Annotated in this window: 16 protein-coding genes; 8 read left to right on the top strand and 8 right to left on the bottom strand. The window is 70.1% G+C overall.

Features of this window, described 5'->3' with window-relative positions:
- Positions 1-196: 196 nt before the first annotated feature.
- Positions 197-2,338 carry a P-loop NTPase family protein gene (locus GAS53_RS12065; protein ID WP_151477514.1) on the top strand — a complete coding sequence of 714 codons (2,142 nt, stop codon included), beginning with the start codon at positions 197-199 and terminating at the stop codon, positions 2,336-2,338.
- Between the two features lie 5 nt (positions 2,339-2,343).
- Positions 2,344-3,981 (top strand): type 1 periplasmic-binding domain-containing protein, encoded by a 1,638-nt coding sequence (locus tag GAS53_RS12070; protein WP_151477515.1) that lies wholly within the window; start codon positions 2,344-2,346, stop codon positions 3,979-3,981.
- A 1,324-nt stretch (positions 3,982-5,305) separates the two neighbouring features.
- On the opposite strand, the gene GAS53_RS12080 is transcribed toward GAS53_RS12070, so the two are convergent.
- Both GAS53_RS12080 and GAS53_RS12085 read right to left on the bottom strand, forming a co-directional pair.
- Positions 5,306-6,646 (bottom strand): class I SAM-dependent RNA methyltransferase, encoded by a 1,341-nt coding sequence (locus GAS53_RS12080; protein WP_151477516.1) that lies wholly within the window; start codon positions 6,644-6,646, stop codon positions 5,306-5,308.
- Between the two features lie 116 nt (positions 6,647-6,762).
- The gene (locus GAS53_RS12085; RefSeq protein WP_151477517.1) at positions 6,763-8,814 is read right to left on the bottom strand and encodes an APC family permease; all 2,052 of its coding nucleotides are present in this window, start codon (positions 8,812-8,814) and stop codon (positions 6,763-6,765) included.
- A 435-nt stretch (positions 8,815-9,249) separates the two neighbouring features.
- On the opposite strand from GAS53_RS12085, the gene GAS53_RS12090 reads away from it, so the two are divergent.
- Together GAS53_RS12090 and GAS53_RS12095 are read left to right on the top strand one after the other, a co-directional pair.
- A complete protein-coding gene (locus tag GAS53_RS12090; protein ID WP_151477518.1) occupies positions 9,250-9,921 on the top strand; it encodes a potassium channel family protein in 672 nt (223 codons plus the stop codon).
- Positions 9,921-10,598 carry a potassium channel family protein gene (locus GAS53_RS12095; protein WP_151477519.1) on the top strand — a complete coding sequence of 226 codons (678 nt, stop codon included), beginning with the start codon at positions 9,921-9,923 and terminating at the stop codon, positions 10,596-10,598. Before GAS53_RS12090 ends, GAS53_RS12095 begins: the two co-directional genes overlap by 1 nt.
- Positions 10,599-10,839: 241 nt before the next feature.
- On the opposite strand, the gene GAS53_RS12100 is transcribed toward GAS53_RS12095, so the two are convergent.
- The 6 genes from GAS53_RS12100 to GAS53_RS12125 all read right to left on the bottom strand — a co-directional run bounded on the left by GAS53_RS12100 (position 10,840) and on the right by GAS53_RS12125 (position 17,297).
- Positions 10,840-11,568, bottom strand: a complete 729-nt coding sequence (locus tag GAS53_RS12100) for a DUF3159 domain-containing protein (RefSeq protein ID WP_151477520.1) — start codon at positions 11,566-11,568, stop codon at positions 10,840-10,842.
- Between the two features lie 3 nt (positions 11,569-11,571).
- Positions 11,572-11,970 (bottom strand): OB-fold nucleic acid binding domain-containing protein, encoded by a 399-nt coding sequence (locus GAS53_RS12105; RefSeq protein WP_151477521.1) that lies wholly within the window; start codon positions 11,968-11,970, stop codon positions 11,572-11,574.
- Positions 11,971-12,109: 139 nt separating this feature from the next.
- Positions 12,110-12,793 (bottom strand): response regulator, encoded by a 684-nt coding sequence (locus GAS53_RS12110; protein WP_151477522.1) that lies wholly within the window; start codon positions 12,791-12,793, stop codon positions 12,110-12,112.
- A complete protein-coding gene (locus GAS53_RS12115) occupies positions 12,790-15,348 on the bottom strand; it encodes a DUF4118 domain-containing protein (protein ID WP_151477523.1) in 2,559 nt (852 codons plus the stop codon). The genes GAS53_RS12110 and GAS53_RS12115 overlap by 4 nt, the downstream gene beginning before the upstream one ends.
- A gap of 226 nt (positions 15,349-15,574) precedes the next feature.
- A complete protein-coding gene (locus tag GAS53_RS12120) occupies positions 15,575-16,267 on the bottom strand; it encodes an ABC transporter ATP-binding protein (protein WP_151477524.1) in 693 nt (230 codons plus the stop codon).
- A 133-nt stretch (positions 16,268-16,400) separates the two neighbouring features.
- Entirely contained in the window at positions 16,401-17,297 is an 897-nt protein-coding gene (locus GAS53_RS12125) for a peptidoglycan-binding domain-containing protein (protein ID WP_151477525.1), read from the bottom strand.
- Positions 17,298-17,502: 205 nt separating this feature from the next.
- Between GAS53_RS12125 and GAS53_RS12130 the strand changes: the two genes are divergently transcribed.
- From GAS53_RS12130 to GAS53_RS12145, 4 genes are all read left to right on the top strand, one after another.
- Entirely contained in the window at positions 17,503-18,069 is a 567-nt protein-coding gene (locus GAS53_RS12130; RefSeq protein WP_151477526.1) for a TetR/AcrR family transcriptional regulator, read from the top strand.
- 137 nt (positions 18,070-18,206) lie between these two features.
- Positions 18,207-19,664, top strand: a complete 1,458-nt coding sequence (locus GAS53_RS12135; RefSeq protein ID WP_151477527.1) for a DHA2 family efflux MFS transporter permease subunit — start codon at positions 18,207-18,209, stop codon at positions 19,662-19,664.
- A 54-nt stretch (positions 19,665-19,718) separates the two neighbouring features.
- Positions 19,719-20,183, top strand: coding sequence for an SRPBCC family protein (locus GAS53_RS12140; protein ID WP_225858878.1), 465 nt, complete (start codon positions 19,719-19,721; stop codon positions 20,181-20,183).
- Between the two features lie 101 nt (positions 20,184-20,284).
- Positions 20,285-21,637, top strand: coding sequence for a carotenoid oxygenase family protein (locus tag GAS53_RS12145; RefSeq protein WP_151477528.1), 1,353 nt, complete (start codon positions 20,285-20,287; stop codon positions 21,635-21,637).
- The last annotated feature ends 55 nt before the right edge of the window (positions 21,638-21,692 follow it).

The following is a 21,692-nucleotide window of genomic DNA, read 5'->3' on the forward strand; positions in this document are numbered from 1 at the left end:
TCATACCCTCTGGAGCTCAGGCACGTCGGTCCCCACCGCGCCATGAAGCAACGACATGACGCACCAAGGATCCCCACCACCAACTTCCTTTCACATAACGGCCGTTGTCCTGGCTGAAGGTCTCGTGTTCCACTAATCTCCATCCACCACATCGGCCACCCGCTCCCGGGCGGGAGAGCATCCACGGGGGAGATGCGTGTATGAGGACTTGGGCTTCAAGAAACTCCTCGGCGCGGACGGTTTCTTCGCACACCTGTTAGGGCGGTCGCCGTCGGGTGCCGACCGCAAGTTGTTGTACGGACCCGACCTGCCCGTGGTGCTGCTCACCGGCGGCCCGGGGATGGGCAAGGGGCGGCTGCTGCGGGCGGTGCACGACCGTTTCGCCCGCCAGGTGCCGGTAATCCGCCTGGACTGCGCCTCACTGGTGTATGCGGACCGGGCCGCGCCGGAGCCCGGTGCCCGCTCGGCGGTGACCGAGGCCCTGGTCGAGGCCGCCCTGCTGCTGCACACCTGGCGGGGAACGGGCGGCGCGTTCACCTTCCCGCGGTTCTTCGCGGGCCTGGCGGTGATCGCGACCGGCGTCGCGGACGACACCCGTCAGGCGATCAGGACAGAGGTCGAGCGGTACGAGGAACTGATCCAGCAGCCGCGCCTGCGCGGTCTGGGGGCGCGCGACTTCTGGCGCGGCGCGCTCCTCGGGGCCGTACGGAAAATGCTGGAGGTCCTGGCCGGACAGACGCTCGGCCCGTACGGGGCCGCCGCGCTCACCGCGCTGCTCGACTCCCTCTTCGAGCGCCTGACGCCACGGGGCGAGGCGGAACTGACCCGGATCTACGGCGAGTATCCCGGCGCGGCCGGCCAGCCCAAGCACGGGCTGCGCAGGCTCGCCGCCGATTTCCGGACCGGCGACGAGCGGCGGGAGGACGCGGAGCGCTTCCTGTTCCGGGCGCTGCGCGAGGATCTGGAGGCGGCGTACGGCGGGCTGGGGGGCTGGCTGGGCCGGGTCGGCCGCCCGGGACTGCTGCTGGACCACGCCGAAGAACCGCTGGGCGAGCGGCTGCTGCGCGCCGTGCTCACCGACCGCCGGGGCGGGCAGCGCGACCGCGTGGTGATCGTGGGCACGGCGCGCCGGGCGGACGGCGGCGACTTCCTGCACGGAGGTCTGCCACCGAGGGAGGTGGCGGCGTTCCGGCCCGCAGACGGGGTACCGGCCACCTGGTCCCGCCGTAGGGACCCGGAGGGGGACCGGGGCCCGCTGTCCGCCGGGGTGCTCCTGCTGCGGATGCCTTTCCTCTCCGGCGACCAGCTCCGCAAGGCGACCGAGCGAATACAGCTGGGCGCGGAGCGGGAAGACGGTGCGCATCGCCGCCGTATCACCGCCGCCGTGGCCCAGCTGAGCGGCGGACGGCCGCACACGGTGATCCGGCTGGCCACCGCCGCCGCCGACCACCGGATGGAGACGGACGCCAACGACCGGGCCATCCTGGACGCCAAGCTGCACCACCCGGACGGCGCCCCCGAGCGGCCGGTGACGGACGTACTGCTCCAGGAGCTGATCCTCGACCAGCTGCCGGTGCGGCTGGCGGACGAGCACCATGACCAGTGGCTCGATCTCCTGACCCATCTGTCCGTGGCGCACGACCCGGAGTGCGCGGACGTCCTGCTGCGCCATCACCAGGCAGACCGTGTCCTGAGCCTGACGGCAGATGAGGTCGCGCGGCTGCTCAACGACACCGGGTGGCCCAGCTGCGAGCGGCACTTCATCGGGGACTTCGGCCTGCGCCAGCTGCTGGTGCACCGGCTGTACGGGCTGTCGCGCGACGGTGCCGCCTGGTACGCCGACCACCATCTGCTGCGCGACCACTACGCCGTGGGCGGGCCGAGCGGCGGTGCGTTCCACTCGGTGACGACCCACCATATGAACCACCACCTCGTCTCCGGCGGCGTCGACGACGTGGTCCGCCACCTCGCCGCCGCCCTCCCCGGCCGCCCCCGTCAGTGGTGCGAGGAACTGCTGGAGACCGCCCAGGCGCCATATCCGGGCGGGGCGGACGAGCGCCGCAAGCGCGCCCAGGGTCTGGTACGGGTGGACGGACCGCCGCTGCGCCGCACCGTCGACCAACTGCTGCACGCCGTATGGCTGTGCGAGGAGCGCACCAGGCCGACCGGGAGCGAAATGGCCCGCACGCTGGAGCAGTTGCTGAGGCAACTTTCGACCATGGACTTCGACGGTGCCGGAGAACTCGGCCCGACAGCCACCGAGTGGAGCCAACTGGCCGCGAACGAGCAGCCGTTGCTGCGCTGCGACTGCACCGATGAGCTCGGCCGAAGGAGGTAACCGGGATGCCAAGCTGGATACCCAGGTGGAACAGACTGCCCAGGTGGGGAAAGATCCTCTACGCGCTGGCGGGCGTGACGGTGCTCGTGGCCGCCGGCGTATACGGCGTTCCCGCCTTCCAGAAGCCGGACACCTGCCACGACGGCATCGAGAAGATCGACGGCGAGTGCATCGGCGTCGACGGCGCCGGCTACGACTTCGGCACACCGGAGATCAGCGCCGTGGCCAAGGCCATCTCGGAGGAGAACAAGAGGATCGCGAACCAGCCCCACGTCACCGTGGCGATGATGCTGCCCCTCCAGTCGGACACGGCGGGGCTGCGGCGGCAGATGCGCAGCGACCTCCAGGGCGCGTATCTGGGACAGCGGCAGGCCAACTCGGGCGAGGGCCAAGTGCCCAAGATCCGGCTGGTGCTGGCCAACCCCGGGCTGAACTACGGCCATCAGGACAAGGTCGTGAGCACGCTGCTCGACATGGCCGAATCCGACAAGCACAAGCTGCGGACCGTCACGGGCTTCAACCTCACGCTCGACGCCACCGAGGAGGCCGTAGAACGTCTGACGGAAAACGGCGTCCCGGTGCTCGCCTCCCGGATCAGCGGAGACGGGATCGCGAACGTCGACGGGGAGAAGCAACGATTCCCCGGCCTGGCCCGGATCATCCCCACCAACGGCAACGCGGCCGAGGCCCTGGCCAACTTCAACGGCGAGCGGGGCCGGGAGAACGCCAGGACGGTGCTGGTCTACGACACCCGCCCGGACGCCTACGTCGAGTCGCTGGCGAGCGCGTTCCGGGGGATCAAGGAGACGGGTCCCGCCGGTCCCGCCGATATGCCCTTCGAATCCCCGGGGATCGACGAGGCCGGCTCGACCGGCAGCCAGTTCGAGCAGATCGCCAACAACATCTGCGGTTCCGCGGCCAACACCGTCTACTTCGCGGGGCGCACGCTGCACCTGCGGATCTTCGCACTCACGCTCGCCAAGCAGACCTGCGCGGACCGACACTTCACCCTGGTCAGCGGCTCCGACGCCGCCTCGCTGCGGCAGGCCATGTCCGAGAAGGACTGGGCGCAGATGCGCGGCGAGGACGGCGGGGCGAAGGTGACGGTCCAGTACGCCGCCCCCGCGCACCCGGCCGCCTGGGACACCGAACTGGCCGCCTGGACCAAGCAGTGGAAGGCGACCCACGACCGCGAGCCCACCGCGAACGAACTCCCCCACTACCTCGCGGAGCCCAAGGCTGCCTTGGACGCCCTCAGCGACCTGATCAAGAGCACGAGCAAGGCGGGCACGGACCTCGGCTCCACCCCGAACCTGGAGGATTCCCGCACCATGCTCGTCTACGACGGCCTCGTCACCATCGGCACGGCCCTGCACGAAGTACAGGGCAACGACGCCGAGCAGGCGCCCGGCCTCGCGGACGTCCGCCAGGAGTGGTCGAAACTCCAGTCGGTGCACCGGGTGAGGGGCACGAGTGGCCTGATCTGCCTGACCAGCGGCGGGAATCCGTACGACAAGCCGGTCGCGGTGGTCGAACTGAACCCGGGCCAGGGCGTGCGCGGGACCCTGAAGTTCGTCGGTCTGGGCTGGCCCACCGGCAAGGAACAGCCGAAGAACTGCGTGATCCCGAGCGGTACTTCCTGAGACAGCCGACCCCTCTCTCAGCTCACCCCCAGCAGACTCTCGGCCATTCCTCGGTTTGCTGTCGCACTCCTCCCTGCCGGGCTCGGAATGAGCGCTCACTGGGTGCGCAGCCAGGTCGGAGCCATTACATATCCGCAGCAGTGGGAATCCCCACCTGCCCTCCACCCGTGCGTATGGTCCCGCCCGAACGGCACGGCACGGCACCGGACGGGACCTTCCCCTCACACCCAAGGCTTCTTCAAGCGTCCGGCTCTTCCGATCCCGCCAGCGCCCGGGCCGACCGGTCAGACCATGGGCAAGCTCCACGACGAGACGAGTGGAGCGCTCCGGATCCATGGACTCCGGGAACTCCTGCCTGACGGAGACGGTGCACGCGAAGCCGTCGACAGCGACGTCCACTCCGCCCTCGCGTGGGAAGAAGGACGACCGTGCCTTCCGCACCTCATACCCCCGCCGTACTGCCTCAGCCGCCAGACCCTGCAGCAGCAGAAGCGACCTACGGCGCAGCGCAGACGGCATCACCAGCGGACTCTCGTCGTCTTTGAGCGCAGCCACCACCGGATGCAGGTGTCCCAGCCGTGCGGGGACAGGAATCGGCCCCCCGGCCGCCTTCGGCCGCTGACTCCGCGCGTTGGGGTGCAGGCCCTCCGCAAGGAACAGCTCCAGCCCCGGCCCGCCATAAGGGACCTTCTCGATGCGTTTACCCGCCGGCTCCAGGCCGTGGCGCTTCGCGTAATTGACGACGCGCCGCCACTCCGCGACCTCGTCGTCATCGGGATCAGCGATCCGGACGCGCCCCTCGGCGACGAGCCGCTCGATCAGTGCCTGCGCCTTCGCCCGCCGGGCGCGCGCGATGGGCCGCTCGCTATAGGGCGACCGAGGCTTGGCAGGCTCCGTCGGCTCACCGCCGTCGGCGACCGTAAAGTCGTCGTCGATCATCAGGAGCCAACGATCCCGCTCGCATCGGCCTAACGCCAGCCACTTGGCACCGAGGTTCGAGCGCTCTCGTCGACAACATCGCGCCCGGGGAGCCCGTGCTGCCGTTCGATCCAGGCCGACCACCAGCGCACAGGCTCCAACCCATGCCGCGCTGCCTTACCTCGAGTGGAGCGAAAGGGCATCCGCCAGCCGTGGGAGTCCTCTGGGACTTCCGGCCTCAACCGACACGAGCGTGAAGCAACCGAAAGTCCATTCGCGCAACTCAGAGGCCACCACGCCCTCATCACGCCAGGTCACCGCACTCGCTCGCCCCTTCCGGGACAAGCGTCAAGATATCGTCCGTAACGCCCACACCGCACATAAAGCACATATGCAAAACCGCAGGTCAGGAACCCTTCGCGGCCGGTTCAAGGATCGCGACACACTCCACATGATGCGTCATCGGAAACAGGTCGAACGCCCGTAGCGTCCGCACCCGGTACCCCCCGTCCCGGAAGTACCCCAAGTCCCGTGCCAGCGCCGCCGGATCGCAGGCGACGTACGCGATCCGGCGTGCCCCCAGGGAAGCCAGGTGCTGGACCGTCTTCCGGCCGGCGCCGGCGCGGGGCGGGTCGAGGACGATCAGGTCGACCTCGGTGATGCCGGTGCGCGGGAGGACCGCCTCGACCTTGCCCTGTTCGATGCGGACGCGGTCGAACGCGGCGAGGTTGTGCCGGGCGTCCTCCACCGCGCGCTTGCCGGACTCGATGCCGAGGACCGCGCCCTTGTCGCCGAGGCGGTCGGCGAGGGCGCCGGCGAAGAGGCCGACGCCGCAGTACAGGTCGAGGGCCATCTCGCCCTTGCGCGGCAGCAGGCCCTGCATGACCGCCAGGACCAGGGTGTCCGCGGCCTTCGGGTGGACCTGCCAGAAGCCGCCGCTGCCGACGCGGTAGGTGCGGCCGTCGGCGCGCTCGCGGACGAAGGCGCGGCCGTGGACGCGGTGGATCCCGCCGTCCTTCTCCTCGACGCGCATGACGGAGACGGGCTTGTCGAGTTCGACGAGAGGCAGTCGCGCGCCGGGCCTGGGCTCGAGGATCACCATGCGGTCCTGGGAACCCGTCGCCGCGATCGCCTCGACCGACTCCATACCCGACCAGTCGCGCTCCTCGATGCCCAGCTCGCTGACGCCCTCAGCCGCGATCATGCAGTGCTCGATCGGCTCGACCTCGTGCGAACGGTGGCGGCGCAGACCGGCGTTGCCGTCCTCGTCCACCGCGTACTGCACGCGCGTACGCCACGCGGGCACCTCACCGGCGGGCAGCTTGTCGCCCTCGGCGGGCATCACCGTGCCGTCCCAGCCGGCCTCCTCGGGCGTCAGGCCCGCGAGCCGCTGGAGCTGCTCGGCGATGACCTCGCCCTTGAGGCGCCGCTGCGCACCCGGCTTGGCGTGCTGCCAGTCGCAGCCGCCGCAGCGCCCGGGACCGGCGTACGGGCACGGGGCCTCGACACGGTCCTTGGACGCCTCCAGCACCGTCACCGCGTCCGCGCGCAGGAAGCGCGAGTCCTCCTCGCCCTCCGTCACGCGCGCGACGACCCGCTCGCCGGGCAGCGCGTGCCGTACGAAGAGGACCTGACCTGCGTCGGTACGGGCGATGCAGTGCCCGCCGTGGGCGACGGGGCCGATCTCGACCTCGTACTCCTGCCCCACCAGCGACCCCGCCTGCGATTTCTTCGGTTCTGCCTGCATGGCGGGGTGACTCCAGATGCGAAATGGGAAACGGCCGGACAACAGCCCACCAGTCTACGTGGACGCCGCCCGACCGCTCACCACGAGCCCGCCGGCACTCGAACCCGGAGGGCCCTTCAGTTCTTCGGAGCCGACGACTCCTTCGACCGCTGCTCCGCGGGACCACGCCGCACGGAACCCGGCGCGTTCCAGTCCTGCCGCTTGCGGGCCCGCTTCTTGGCCAGCTCGGAGGACTCCAGCTGATACGGCACGGAGGTCACCATCACGCCCGGCGTGAACAGCAGCCGCCCCTTGAGCCGCAGCGCGCTCTGGTTGTGCAGCAGATGCTCGTACCAGTGGCCGACCACGTACTCGGGGATGATCACCGACACCGCGTCGCGCGGGGACTCGCGGCGCAGCCCCTTCACGTACTCGATGATGGGCCGCGTGATCTCCCGGTACGGCGAGTCGAGGACCTTCAGCGGTACGTCGATACCGCGGCGCTCCCACTCCTCCTTCAGCGCCTTGGTCTCGGCCGGGTCCACGTTGACACTGAGCGCTTCCAGCGTGTTCGAGCGCATGAGCTTGGCGTACGCCAGCGCCCGCAGCGTCGGCCGGTGGATCTTCGAGATCAGGACGACGGAGTGGACACGGGAGGGGCGCACGCTGTCGTCGGACGGGCCCTCGGGCGCGGTGAGCTCCTCGGCCACCCGGTCGTAGTGCTTACGGATCGCGGACATCGTCGCGTAGAAGATGACCATGCCGAGCAGCGCGACCCAGGCGCCGTGCGTGAACTTGGTGACGAGGACGACGACCAGCACGAGCCCGGTGAAGAAGGCGCCGAAGGTGTTGATCGCCCGGGAGCGGATCATGTGGCGGCGCTTCGCCTGGTCCTTCTCCGTACGCAGATGCCGGTTCCAGTGCCGGACCATGCCGGTCTGGCTGAGCGTGAAGGACACGAACACGCCGACGATGTAGAGCTGGATCAGCTTGGTCGAGTCGGCCCCGTAGACCCAGACGAGCAGCACGGCCGCGAGCGCGAGCAGCACGATGCCGTTCGAGAAGGCGAGACGGTCGCCGCGGGTGTGCAGCTGGCGCGGCAGATAGCGGTCCTGCGCGAGGATCGAGCCCAGCAGCGGGAAACCGTTGTACGCGGTGTTCGCGGCCAGGAAGAGCACGAGCGCGGTGGCCGCGGCGAGCAGGATGAACATGAAGCTGCCGTCGCCGAACACGGCCTCGGCGACCTGCGAGATCACCGGGTTCTGGACGTAGTCGGCGCCGACCACGACGCCGTCCCGGAGCAGGTCGTGCGCCGGGTTCTCGGCCATGCGCACGTTCGTCGCCATGGCCAGGCCGATGATGCCGCAGAACATGGTGACGGCGAGCAGACCCATCATCGCGAGCGTGGTGGCCGCGTTCTTGGACTTGGGCTTGCGGAAGGCCGGGACGCCGTTGCTGATCGCCTCGACGCCGGTGAGCGCGGCACAGCCGGAGGAGAAGGCGCGCAGCAGCAGGAAGACGAGGGCGAAGCCCGCGAGCCCCTGGTGTTCGGCCTTGATCTCGAAGTCGGCAGTCGGCGCCTTCATGGTGTCCCCGAGGAACAGGCCACGGAAGGCACCCCAGGCGATCATGGCGAAGACGCCCGTGACGAAGACGTACGTCGGGATGGCGAAGAGCCTGCCGGACTCCTTGACTCCGCGCAGGTTCATCAGCGTGAGCAGCACGATGACGGCGATCGCGCAGGGCACCTTGTTCTCGACCACGAAGGGGATCGCGGAACCGAGGTTCTCGATGCCGGAGGAGATCGACACCGCGACGGTGAGGACGTAGTCGACGAGCAGCGCGCTGGCGACGGTGAGGCCGGCCTTGGGGCCGAGGTTGGTGTTGGCCACCTCGTAGTCGCCGCCGCCGCTGGGGTACGCGTGCACGTTCTGCCGGTACGAGGCCACGACGGTGAACATCAGCACGACGACCGCGACGGCGATCCAGGGGCTGAAGTGGTAGGCCGACACGCCCGCGATGGAGAGGACCAGGAGCACTTCTCCAGGTGCGTACGCCACGGAGGAGAGCGGGTCGGAAGCGAAGACGGGGAGTGCGATGCGCTTCGGCAGGAGTGTCTCTCCGAGCCGGTCACTGCGCAGTGCGCGCCCGATCAGAATCCGTTTGGGCACGTCGGTCAGTTTGGACACGCAGAGGATCGTAAGCCGTCGAACAGGCCCTCGCCCACCCTCCCCCGCCCTCGGCGACGCTCAAGGTGGGGACCTCAGTCCGCCATCTGCCCTCCGAGTGAAATCAGGGACGGGCCCGGTTGCGGATTCCATCGCCGGGCGGATCGGCATGCCTATATGAAAAAAGCCAAAACTTTGCCCCCCTTTGCCACTTCCTGGAGGTCCCATGCACGCCACCGCGGAACTCATCGGCGCCGCCGCCGGACTCGTCGGCCTCGGAATCCTCACCCTCGTCAGTGTCCGCAGCATCAGCCGCCGCTGATCGCCGGGAACCCGTGGACGAACGTGCACGGGGGTGCCACGGGCGGACCGCGCGTGTGTAGCTTGGGCGTCGGTCTGAGACGCTGTTTCCGCGTGTCAGCCTGAGCAGCAACTTTTAACATCGGAAGGACGGTCGTGCACATCGTCATCATGGGCTGCGGAAGAGTGGGTTCCGCTCTTGCCCAGACCCTGGAGCAACAGGGGCACACGGTCGCCGTGATCGACCAGGACCCCACCGCCTTCCGACGTCTGGGCTCCGGGTTCGGCGGCCGTCGAGTCACCGGAGTCGGCTTCGACCAGGACACCCTGCGCGAGGCGGGCATCGAGGAGGCCGGCGCCTTCGCCGCCGTCTCCAGTGGTGACAACTCGAACATCATCGCCGCCCGGGTGGCCCGCGAGATGTTCGGCATCGAGAACGTGGCGGCGCGTATCTACGACCCGCGCCGCGCCGAGGTCTACCAGCGCCTCGGCATCCCGACCGTCGCCACCGTCCGCTGGACCGCCGACCAGATGCTGCGTCGGCTGCTGCCCTCGGGCTCCGAACCGCTGTGGCGCGACCCCACCGGCGGTGTGCAGCTCGCCGAGGTGCACACGTCGACGGAGTGGGTGGGCCAGCGGATCAGCCGGCTCCAGGAGGAGACCGGGGTGCGCGTCGCCTTCCTCACCCGGCTGGGCGAGGCGATGCTGCCCTCCTCGCAGACGGTGCTGCAGGAGGGCGATCTGGTGCACGTGATGATGCGCACGGACGACGTCGAGAAGGTCGAGGCGTCGTTCGCCGAGGGCCCTGAAGAGGAAGGCGGTCACTGATGAGGGTCGCCATTGCCGGTGCCGGTGCGGTGGGCCGCTCGATCGCGGGCGAGCTCCTGGAGAACGGGCACGAGGTCCTGCTGATCGACAAGGCGCCGACCGCCATCTCGGTCGAGCGCGTCCCGCAGGCGGAGTGGCTGCTCGCCGACGCCTGCGAGATCACTTCGTTGGACGAAGCGGCCCTGCAGCGCTGCAACGTCGTGATCGCCGCGACGGGCGACGACAAGGTGAACCTGGTCGTCTCGCTGCTCGCGAAGACCGAGTATGGGGTCCCGCGGGTCGTCGCCCGCGTCAACAACCCCAAGAACGAGTGGCTGTTCAACGAGGCCTGGGGCGTCGACGTCGCCGTCTCCACCCCGCGTCTGATGTCGGCCCTGGTCGAGGAGGCGGTGAGCGTCGGCGACCTCGTCCGTCTGCTCCGCTTCAGCCACGGCGACGCCAACCTCGTCGAGCTGACCCTGCCCCCGGAGTCCGCCCTCGCCGGCACCCGGGTCGGCGACGTGGAATGGCCCGAGGACACCTCCCTCGTCACCATCATCCGCGGCACCCGCGTCCTCACCCCCTCCCGGGAGGACTCCCTGGAAGCAGGCGACGAGCTGCTGTTCGTGGCGGCCCAGGCCCGCGAGGAACAACTGGAAGACCTGCTGTCGGTACGCCGCGAGGACGCGGTGGGCTGACCGTCCCCGGAGATACGAGGATGGGGCGCCCCGAGATCTCGGGGCGCCCCATTTTTGGCGTGTCCGACGCTTGAGGACGGGGCCGTTCAGGCCGTTTCCCCACCCGGGTCATCCCACCCATCCACGCCAGCCCAGACCCACCCAGCCCGTCCGGCGTTTGAGGACGAGGCCGTTCAGGCCGAAGCGGGGGTCTGGGGGCGGCAGCCACCAGGGATGGGGCGGGTAGGGGCGGCGGGGGCGATCACTCCTCGGTGACGCCGGCCCGCTGCGCGGCCTGCCGCTCCTTCTCCGCGCGCTCCTCCGCCTCCATCTCGGCGAAGACGTCGATCGGCGGCGGAGCCTTCGCCAGGAACACCCAGGTCAGCCACACCGCCAGCAGGAACGGCGGAATCTTCAACGCGACCAGGACCCAGCCGAGTTGAGTCGTGTCCGCCCACCAGTACAGCGGAAAGAGAATCGCGCACTTGGCGAGCAGGATGAGTCCCCAGGCCCAACTGGCCTTCGAGTAAGCCGTCTTACGGCCGGGGTTACGCGTACGCCAGGAGAGGTTCTCCTTGAAGACCGGGCCGAGAATGAGCCCGATCAGCGGCACTCCCGCAAGCGTCGTGATGATGTAGGCGAGGGCGAGACCGAGCGTGTAGAGCATGCCCGGCAGATAGAAGTCCTTCGCGTTGCCCGTCATCATCGCGAAGACCACGCCGAAGGCGACACCGAAGACACCGCTGAAGGCGTGCTTGACGGTGTCCTTCATGACCAGGCGGACCACGACGAGCAGGATGGAGACACCGAGGGCCGCGATGGCCGCCGAGTGCAGATCCTTGTTGATCGTGTAGATCGTGACGAAGAGCAGGCCGGGCAGGACCGTCTCGATCATGCCGCGCAGACCACCGAACGCCTCGAAGAGCGCGGCCTCGGTCACCGCCCGCGAATCGTGCTGGGCGTCTTCGGTCGGCTTGTCGAGCGACGTCACCGGCTACTCCCGTCCGAGGGGTCTGAGTTCGTATTTGGGATTGAACAGCACCCGGCGGCCCCGGCTCATCGAGATCCGGCCCGATGCGATCAGCTTGCGCCCCGGTTCTATCCCCACTATGGAGCGCCTGCCGAGCCACACCACGTCCAGGGCGGCCGAACCGTCGAACAGCTCGGCCTCCAGGGCCGGGACACCGGCCCTCGGGCGCAGGGTGACCGTGCGCAAGGTACCAGTAACGGTGACCACCTGTCGGTCGTGGCAGTCACCGATACGCGTACAGCCGGCGGTCTCGGCGTCCTCGCGCAGCTCCTCCGACTCCAGGTCCTCCTGCGACGAGGAGAGCCGGTCGATCATGCGCCGGAACCGGCCCGCCGGCTTTTCGGAACGAGGAACAGCACTCATATCTGAAGCGTACCGGGGGGCGCTGAAAGCTACGTACCCCCACGACCCGCCATTCGAACACGCTTTCCGGTGAGCCGACACTCGAACCGGCCATCTCTCGAACAGGTCAGTTCTCGAACAGGCCGCTTCTCACATCGGCTCACTTCTCGAACCGGTACCCCATCCCCGGCTCCGTGATGAAGTGCCGGGGATGCGAGGGGTCGACCTCCAGCTTGCGGCGCAGCTGGGCCATGTAGACCCGCAGATAGTTCGTCTCGGTGCCGTAGGAGGGGCCCCAGACCTCCTGGAGCAGCTGTCTCTGGCCGACCAGGCGGCCCGTGTTGCGCACCAGTACCTCCAGGAGGTGCCACTCGGTCGGCGTGAGACGCACGTCTCGCCCGTCCCGGTTGACCTTCTTGGCGGCCAGGTCGACCGTGAAGTCCTCGGTCTCCACGATCACGTCGTCCTCGCCGGCCCCGGTGGGCTCGGCCCGGCGGACGGCGGCCCGCAGACGGGCGAGCAGTTCGTCCATGCCGAAGGGCTTGGTCACATAGTCGTCGGCGCCCGCGTCGAGGGCCTCGACCTTCTCGTCGGAGGAGTGCCGGGCGGACAGCACCAGGATCGGCACGCGCGTCCAGCCGCGCAGCCCCCTGATCACCTCGACGCCGTCCATGTCGGGCAGGCCCAGGTCCAGCACGATCACGTCGGGGTGGCGAGCGGCCGCGAGCTGGAGCGCGGTGGCGCCGTCGGCGGCCGCGTCGACCTCGTACTTGCGTGCCTTGAGGTTGATCACGAGGGCTCGGGTGATCTGCGGCTCGTCGTCGACCACGAGGACGCGGGTCATGAAGCCTGCCTTTCCGGTTGTACGAGTTCTGCGACTTCCACGAGTGCTCTCGGGTGGGCCGGGCCCGCCCTGAGGGTGAGGACCATGGTGAGGCCGCCGCCGGGGGTGTCCTCGGCGTTGAGGGTGCCGCCCATGGCCTCGGCGAAGCCGCGGGCGACCGCCAGGCCGAGCCCGACGCCGGCGCCGCGCGGCGCGTCGCCGTAGCGCTGGAAGGGCGCGAAGATGCGGTCCTTGGCCTCGTCCGGGACGCCTGGGCCGCGGTCCACCACCCGCACCTCCACCCGGTCGGCCATGGCGCTGGCGGCGACCAGCACCCGCGCGCCGGCGGGGCTGTACTTGACGGCGTTCTCCACGATGTTGGCGACCGACCGCTCCAGCAGCCCGGGGTCGACGGCGGCCATCGGCAAGGTCTCGGGGATCTCCAGTTCCACGCTGTCCTCCGGCACGCCGCCCAGCGCCATCGGCACCACCTCGTCCAGGTCGATCTCCCGGATCAGCGGCGTGACCGTGCCGGTCTGCAGGCGGGACATGTCGAGCAGATTGCCCACCAGCTGGTCGAGCCGGTCCGCACCCGCCTCGATGGCCTCCAGGAGCTCGGCCTCGTCCTCCTCCGACCAGGCCACGTCGTCGGACCTGAGGGACGACACGGCGGCCTTGATGGTGGCGAGCGGCGTGCGCAGGTCGTGGCTGACGGCGGCGAGCAGGGCCGTACGGATGCGGTTGCCCTCGGCGAGCGCACGGGCCTGCTCGGCCTCCTCCTGGAGCCGTTTGCGGTCCAGGACGACGACGGCCTGGGCGGCGAAGGCGGCGAGCACCCGGCGGTCCTCGGCGGGCAGCACCCGGCCGGAGAGGGCGAGGGCGGTGTGGTCGCCGACCGGCATGTCGACGTCCGCGTCCTCGGGGAGCGTCGGCGGGTGCGGGCCCACGCTGCCCGCGCAGGTCCACGGGTCGACGTCGCTCTCCCGCTCCAGCAGGGCCACCGACTCCATGCCGAAGGTCTCGCGGACCCGCTCCAGGAGGGCGTCCAGGCTGGTCTCGCCGCGCAGCACACTGCCCGCCAGGAAGGAGAGGATCTCCGATTCGGCGCGCAGCCGGGCCGCCTGGTGGGTGCGGCGGGCCGCCAGGTCGACGACCGAGGCGACCGCCACCGCGACAGCCACGAAGATGACGATCGCGACGATGTTCCTGGGATCGGCGATGGTCAGCCGATGCAACGGCTCGGTGAAGAAGTAGTTCAGCAGCAGCGAGCCGAAGGCCGCCGAGGTGAGGGCCGGGAGCAGTCCGCCGAGCAGGGCGGCCGCCACGATCAGCGTCAGGAAGAGCAGCATGTCGTTGGCGAGGCCGAGGTCCGCGTCGCTGTGGGTGAGCAGCAGCGCGAGGAGCGCGGGCCCGACGACACCGACCAGCCAGCCGGCGATGATCCGGGACCGGCCGAGCCGGGCACCCCGCGCCACGGGAAGTCCGCGCCCCTTGCCCGCCTCGTCGTGCGTGACGATGTGCACATCCAGGTCGGGCCCCGACTCCCGGGCGACCGTGGCGCCGACGCCGGGGCCGAACACGTACTGCCAGGCCTTGCGCCGCGAGGACCCCAGCACGATCTGGGAGGCGTTGACGCCGCGTGCGAACTCCAGCAGCGCGGACGGGATGTCGTCCCCGATGACGTGGTGGAACGTTCCGCCGAGGTCTTCGACCAGGGTTCGCTGGACAGCCAGTTCCTTCGGCGATGCGGAGGTCAGCCCGTCGCTGCGCGCGATGTAGACCGCAAGTACCTCACCGCCCGCGCCCTTCTCGGCGAGCCGGGCGGCCCGGCGGATCAGCGTCCGGCCCTCGGGACCGCCCGTCAGCCCCACCACGATGCGTTCGCGGGCCTGCCAGGTGGAGCGGATGCCGTGCTCGCCCCGGTACTGCTGGAGGTACTCGTCGACCCGGTCGGCCACCCAGAGCAGGGCCAGCTCGCGCAGGGCGGTGAGGTTGCCGGGCCGGAAGTAGTTGGAGAGGGCCGCGTCGACCTTGTCGGGCTTGTAGATGTTGCCGTGCGCCATCCGGCGGCGCAGCCCCTGGGGCGACATGTCGACCAGCTCGATCTGGTCGGCCCGCCGCACCACCTCGTCCGGCACGGTCTCGCGCTGCCGCACGCCGGTTATCGACTCGACGACGTCACCGAGCGACTCCAGGTGCTGGATGTTCACCGTCGAGACGACGTCGATCCCGGCGGCGAGCAGCTCCTCGACGTCCTGCCAGCGCTTGGTGTTCCGCGAGCCGGGGACATTCGTGTGGGCCAGTTCGTCCACCAGCGCGACGGCCGGAGCCCGCTCCAGGACGGCGTCGACATCCATCTCGGTGAAGACGCCGCCGCGGTACTCCAGCTCCTTGCGGGGAATCTGCTCCAGCCCGTGCAGCATCACTTCCGTACGCGACCGGTTGTGGTGCTCGACGAAGGCCACGACGCAGTCGGTGCCCCGCTCGACACGGCGATGCGCCTCGGACAGCATCGCGTACGTCTTGCCGACGCCCGGTGCCGCACCGAGGTAGATCCGAAGCTTGCCGCGTCCCATGGCCTCATTGTCTTCCCAAACGCACTGCGTACGCTGCGTCGACCTTACGGCCAACAATCCTGACAAATGGGGTGAGGGGCGGGCGTACGGGCGTCTTTGACGGAACTCTGATGCGCCGGGGCCGGCCCTGAGGCGCCCGGCGTACGCGAACCGGCGCTGGCTCGCAGGCCCCTCCGGGCTTCAGTGCTCCACGAACTCGGGCTTGAGTGGTCCACGAACTCGGGCTTCAGTGCTCCACGATCTCGCCGTCGCTCAGCTCCAGGACCCGGTCGGCCAGGTCCAGGAGAGCCGCGTCGTGGGTGGCGACGAGCGCGGTGACCCGCTCGCTGCGGACGACCGCCCGCAGGAGCTCCATCACCGCGAGACCGGTCTCGGCGTCGAGCTGGCCGGTGGGCTCGTCGGCGATGAGGAGCGCGGGGTCGTTCGCGAGGGCGCGGGCGATGGCCACGCGCTGCTGCTGCCCGCCCGACAGCTCTCCGGGCCGCTGTGCCGCGTGATCGGCGAGCCCGACGAGTGAGAGCAGCAGTTCGACGCGCTCCTCGCGCTCGCGCGGGTCGGCCCTGCGCAGCCGCATCGGCACGCCCACGTTCTCGGCGGCCGTCAGGATCGGGATGAGCCCGAAGGACTGGAAGACGAAGCCGATACGATCCCTGCGCAGTTCCAGCAGCCCGTTCTCCCCGAGCCCGGAGAGGTCGAGCCCGTCGACGGTGATCCGCCCCTCGTCCGGCTCGTCGAGCCCCCCGACCAGGTTGAGCAGCGTCGTCTTGCCGGAACCCGAACGCCCCTTGAGGGCAACGAGTTCACCGCGCGGGACGTCGAAGGAGACCCCGCGCAGGGCGTGTACGGCGGTGGCTCCGCTCCCGTACGAGCGGTGGACGTTCTCGACGCGCACCATGGTTTCCGTGGCGACCTGGCTCATGCCCCTCCCCCGTAGGCCGGGCGCCAGTATCACCAACTGACGCCCGGACGGGCAACGGTTCAGCTCGGATAAGAGCCGGTTACCGGCTCGACCCCGGTCAGGCCTGCCCAGTCTGACCGGCCTGCCCGCTCAGTCAGGCCTTGACCGTGAAGCCGTGCTCCTTGCCGAGCTTGCTCAGGGTGGTCTGGCCCGGGATGCCGTTGGCGTCGGCCCCGCTGAAGCCGTACCGGCGCTGGAGGGCCGCGTACGCCTCGACGGTCCTGGTGCCGAAGGAGCCGTCGGCCCACTGGGCGGGCAGCAACCCCTCGGCGACGAGGGCCTTTTCGACGACCAGGACGTCGGCCTTGTGGGTCGTGCCGCCCTGGGGCAGGCCGGGGTCGCGACGCGCGGCCGCGACGAGGTTGCTGAGGTCGACGACCCGCTTGGGCGGCTTGGTGCCGGTGCCGGGCGCCGGCTTCCCGGCCGGGGCCGCCTCGAAGAGGGCGGACTTGTCGATGTTGCCCGGGTCCCAGTGGTCGTTGCCGGGGATGTTCGCGTGGCCGTAGTGGCCGCCCTTGGTCATCCACACCGTGCGGGGGCGGTTGGTCGCGTCGGCGGCCGAGGTCGCGAGGCGGCCCGCGGGGAAGGCGTCCGGGATCTTCCAGGAGCGGATCGCGGCCATCATGACCTTGAAGTTCGGCCCCGGCTTCCAGGTGGCGGTGAACGGCTTGGCCGCCCGCCCGAGCACCTCGATCTGGATGCAGGCCTTTCCGACGCGGTTGGTCCTCGTCGACCCGTCGTTCTTGAGTGCGCGGGCGCTCTTGTCCAGCGGACCGAACTGGCCCAGCCGGTCGGTGGTCGGGTCGTACAGCAGGTGCGGCTCGGCGGAAACGCGGATCAGGTGCGCCGCAACGGCACGGAACGCGTCGTCGCCGGTGCCGCTCTCCGTGGTGTGCCAGACGACGCGGGCCGGGGCCGACGGATGGTCCATCGCGCCTCCGATGCTCCCGTCGCCCAGCCGCTGCGCTTTCTCGATCCAGATCGTGCTCATTCCGGGTCCCCCGTGTAGGTCGCTGAGTCGGTAAGTCGTGTGCGGTACAGGCGAGTTGACGGTTCAGCGTCACCTCTCCCCTGGGTGACGCAGCGTAGCCGCCGACAAGTTCCGGCTCAGGCATTTCTTCACTCGTTCAGCCCAACAAGCCCTCCGCTCTTGATGGCTCTTGACGACAGAAAAGCGTGAGTGGTTAAGTACTCACATGCAGACCGAACGACGCCGCCACCTGTCCACCGCCGAGGAACGCCGCGAAACGGTGCTCCGCACGGCCATCGGCGCCTTCGCCTCGCGTGGCTACTTCGGCACGACGACCACGGAGGTGGCGAAGGCCGCCGGCATCTCCCAGGCGTACGTCTACCGGCTCTTCCCGAACAAGGAGTCCCTGTTCGCCGCGGTCGTCGAGCACTGCTTCGTCAAGGTGCGGGAGAGCCTGGAAGCGGGCGCGGCCGAGGCGAAGGGCAGCTCTCCGGAGGCGGTGCTTTCCTCCATGGGTGACGCCTACGCCCACCTGATCAGCGACAACGACCTACTGCTCGTACAGTTGCACGCCCAGGCTGCCGCGGTCTCGGTCCCCGCGATCCGGGACGCCGTACGAGCGGGATACGCCCGCACGGTGGAGTACGTCCGCGGAGCCTCGGGGGGTGACGACCGCCAGGTCCAGGAGTTCTTCGCCGTCGGCATGCTCTGTCATCTGGTGGTGTCGATGGAGGCGCAGGAAGTGGACGCGCCCTGGACGCGCACGCTCACGGCGGGCATCCGGCACTACTGACGAGCCCGCCGCGGCGGGACGAGGGACCGTTTTTCGCAGCCCCACAGTCCCGCCGTCTTTTTCGACCTGAAGAGTGAGTGGTTGACCACTCATTCGGCCGCTCATGCACGTCATGCCGGTGCAGGGAAAGGAACCCGATGTTCAGCACGCGAGAGGGAGCAACCGCGGTCCGCCACGGCGCCGCGCTCGCAGTCCTCGCCGCCGCGCAGTTCGCGGTCGCGCTCAGCACGTCCATCGTCAACGTCGCCCTGCCCGCGGTCCGCGACGGTGCCGGGCTGTCCGACACCGGCATGTCCTGGGTCGTGAACTCCTACGGGCTCGCCTTCGGAGCGCTGCTCCTGCTCGGCGGACGGGCCGCCGACCTGGTCGGACGGCGCCGCGTACTCCTCGCGGGCCTCGCGCTGTTCGCCGCGGCCTCGGTCGCCGCGGGTCTCGCCACCAGCCCCTGGACGCTGATCACCGCCCGCACCGCGCAGGGCGTCGGAGCCGCCGCCGTGGCACCCGCCGCGCTCTCGCTGGTGATGCGGCTGTTCCCGCCAGGACCGGGGCGTGCCAAGGCACTTGGAGTCTGGGGCGCGGTGTCCGGCGCCGGCGGAGCGGCCGGAGTCCTGCTCGGCGGGGTGCTCACCGAGGGCCTGGGCTGGCCGTGGATCTTCCACGTCTCCGGACTCGGCGCGGCGCTGGTGCTCGTCGGCACCGTGGCGCTGGTCCCCGCCGCACCGCCCGACGAGGGAGCCCCCCGGCGGCTCGACCTGCTCGGCACGCTCACCGTCACGGCCGGACTGGTCGCCCTCGTGTACGGCCTCACGTCCGCCGGACGCTCCGGCTGGACCGACCCGTGGGTCCTCGGCGCCCTGGGCACCGCCGCCGTGCTGCTCGCGCTGTTCCTCCTGGTCGAGCGGCGGCACACCGCCCCGCTGCTGCCGCCCCGGCTGTGGTCGGAGGGCCTGGTCGCCCCCGCCAATCTCGTGATGACGCTGCTGGGCTCCGTCTGGGTCGGCCTCTTCTTCTTCCTGCCGCTCTATCAGCAACAGGTACTCGGCGCAGGCCCGTTGGAGGCAGGACTCTCCCAACTCCCTCTCGCCGCAGCCAACATGCTCGGCTCCTCACTGGCCCCGCGGCTCTCCCGCCGTCTCGGCCCGCACGTCACCCTCGCCACAGGCCTGCTGACCCAGGCCGCCGGACTGCTGTGGCTGTCCCGGATCACGGCCGACGGCACCTTCCTGACCGACGTACTCGGCCCGATCCTCGTGATCGGCCTCGGCCTCGGCACTGCGTTCGTCCAGCTCACAGGGGCCGCCGTGACAGGCGTCCGGCCCGCCGACACGGGACTGGCCAGCGGTCTGGTCAACACCACCCGGCAGATCGGCGGAGCCGTGGGCCTGGCCGTGCTCGGCACACTCGCCGCGTCCCGTACGGCGGCCGCCGCGCACCACCACTCCCCTGCTGAGGCGCTCACCGAGGGCTACCGGCTGGCCTTCCTCGTCTCGGCGGCCGTACTCGCCGCCGGCGCCGCACTGACTCCCCTCCTGGCCCGCCGCGTCCCGGCACCGCCACTCACCGAGCAGGCCCAGGTCCCCACTCCGACTCACTGAAGACCCGCTGAACATCCACCCAGTCCACCGAAGTCCACTGAAGGAGATCCCGTCATGAACGCCATGAACACGCCCCTCCACACCGTCGACGAAGACGCCCCCGTCGTCGTACGCCTCTCGACCGTCGTCGACGCCCCGCTCGCGACCGTATGGGCCCTGCACACCGACATCGGCTCCTGGGCCGACTGGAACACGGACATCGAGTCCGTCGACTTCACCGGCCCTCTCGCCCCCGGCGCCTCCTTCCGGTGGCTCACCCACGGCCTCGACATCACCTCCACGGTCAGCCAGGTCGTGCCCGGCGAGCGGATCGTGTGGGGCGGCCCGGCGCACGGCATCGACGGCGTCCACGTCTGGACCTTCGAGGAGACCGGCGACGGGGCCGTGACGGTCCGTACCGAGGAGTCCTGGGCCGGGGCGCCGGTCGAGGAGCGCCCCGAGGAGCTGCGGCAGGCGCTCCGGCAGTCCCTGGAGAGCTGGCTCGGACTGCTGAAGTCCGAGGCCGAGCGCCGCGGGTGACGCCATACGGCACGTGAGGTGTCCACGTACGCCGGTGAGACGCGCCCCTTCCTGCCCCCTGAGCGAGACCCCACGACGAACCACCAGAGAGGTCACCCGTCATGAGTATCGACAAGCCCTATATGACCGGCCACTACACCCCCGTCACCGACGAGATCACCGCCACCGAACTCACCGTCGAGGGGAGCCTGCCGCCCGAGCTGACCGGCCGGCTGATCCGCAACAGCCACAACCCGAAGCCCGGCATCACCCCGACTCACTGGTTCAAGGGCAGCGGCATGGTGCACGGCGTCCGGCTGCGCGAGGGGCGCGCGGAGTGGTACCGCAACCGCTGGGTGCACACCCCAGCGCTCGAAGGCGCCCCCTACATGACCGACAGGGGCCCCGATCTGACGGCCAGCACCGCCGGTACGCACGTCATCGAGCACGCCGGACGCCTCCTCGCGCTGTGCGAGGCGAACCTCCCGTTCGAGCTGACGGCCGACCTGGAGACCGTGGGCGCGTACGACTTCGGCGGCAAGCTGACCTCGGCGATGACCGCGCACCCCAAGGAGGACCCGACCACCGGCGAGCTGCACTTCTTCGCCTCGTCCCCGTTCCCGCCCTTCCTCATCCACCACGTGGCCTCACCGGACGGCAAGGTCCTCGACAGCCAGGAGGTCCCGGGCGCGAGCGCCGCGCTGAAGCACGACTTCGCCATCACCGAGAACCACGTCGTGTTCCTGGAGGGCTCGGTCACCTTCGACCCGACCGACCACTCGGGCATCCCGTACGGCTGGAGCGACGCCCAGCAGTCCCGTATCGGGATCATGCCGCGCGGCACCGGCGGCGCGGCCCGCATCCGCTGGTTCGAGATCGACCAGGGGTACGGGATGCACTTCGCCAACGCCTACGAGGACGCGTACGGCCGGATCGTCGTCGAGGGCCCGACGGTGGGCCGTACGGGCTGGCAACGCTCCTGGAACTGGTGGGTCGGCGCCCCGGACCGCGGGGCGGAGCCCAACTCCGGGTCCCGGACGAGGCGCTGGACGGTCGACCTCGCGGCGGGCCGGGTGAAGGAGGAGCAGATCGACGACCTCACGGTCGAGTTCCCCACCATCAACGACGCGTTCACGGGCCGCGAGCACCGCTACCAGTACGCGCTCTCGTTCCCGGACGACCTGGGCATCGGCAACCACACGCTGGTCAAGTACGACCGCCGGAACGGCACGCGCCGGCTGCTGCCGGTGGGCAACGGCCAACTGCCCAGCGAGGCCGTGTTCGTACCGGCGGCCGACGCCACCGACGAGGACGCCGGCTATCTGCTGACCGTCGTCAGCGACCTGAACGCCGACGCCTCCCGGCTGCTCGTCCTGGACGCCTCCGACCTGTCCGTCCCACCGGTCGCCACGGTCCGTCTGCCGCGCCGCGTACCGGCGATGATCCACGGCTCGTGGATCCCGGACGCCGGCTGATCCGCGCCGCCGGGAACGGCGATGGGCCGCACTCCCCCGAGGGGAGTGCGGCCCA

It is taken from the genome of Streptomyces albicerus (genome assembly GCF_008905045.1).
GTDB lineage: Bacteria > Actinomycetota > Actinomycetes > Streptomycetales > Streptomycetaceae > Streptomyces > Streptomyces albicerus.

Bases quoted from the DNA above. Each gene is read 5' to 3' on its own strand.
- GAS53_RS12140 (WP_225858878.1), top strand. From the start codon at position 19,719: ATGAACGCCATGAACACGCCCCTCCACACCGTCGACGAAGACGCCCCC.
- GAS53_RS12110 (WP_151477522.1), bottom strand. From the start codon at position 12,793: ATGACCCGCGTCCTCGTGGTCGACGACGAGCCGCAGATCACCCGAGCC.
- GAS53_RS12095 (WP_151477519.1), top strand. From the start codon at position 9,921: ATGAGGGTCGCCATTGCCGGTGCCGGTGCGGTGGGCCGCTCGATCGCG.
- GAS53_RS12145 (WP_151477528.1), top strand. From the start codon at position 20,285: ATGAGTATCGACAAGCCCTATATGACCGGCCACTACACCCCCGTCACC.
- GAS53_RS12135 (WP_151477527.1), top strand. From the start codon at position 18,207: ATGTTCAGCACGCGAGAGGGAGCAACCGCGGTCCGCCACGGCGCCGCG.
- GAS53_RS12105 (WP_151477521.1), bottom strand. From the start codon at position 11,970: ATGAGTGCTGTTCCTCGTTCCGAAAAGCCGGCGGGCCGGTTCCGGCGC.
- GAS53_RS12125 (WP_151477525.1), bottom strand. From the start codon at position 17,297: ATGAGCACGATCTGGATCGAGAAAGCGCAGCGGCTGGGCGACGGGAGC.
- GAS53_RS12080 (WP_151477516.1), bottom strand. From the start codon at position 6,646: ATGCAGGCAGAACCGAAGAAATCGCAGGCGGGGTCGCTGGTGGGGCAG.
- GAS53_RS12120 (WP_151477524.1), bottom strand. From the start codon at position 16,267: ATGAGCCAGGTCGCCACGGAAACCATGGTGCGCGTCGAGAACGTCCAC.
- GAS53_RS12115 (WP_151477523.1), bottom strand. From the start codon at position 15,348: ATGGGACGCGGCAAGCTTCGGATCTACCTCGGTGCGGCACCGGGCGTC.
- GAS53_RS12130 (WP_151477526.1), top strand. From the start codon at position 17,503: ATGCAGACCGAACGACGCCGCCACCTGTCCACCGCCGAGGAACGCCGC.
- GAS53_RS12070 (WP_151477515.1), top strand. From the start codon at position 2,344: ATGCCAAGCTGGATACCCAGGTGGAACAGACTGCCCAGGTGGGGAAAG.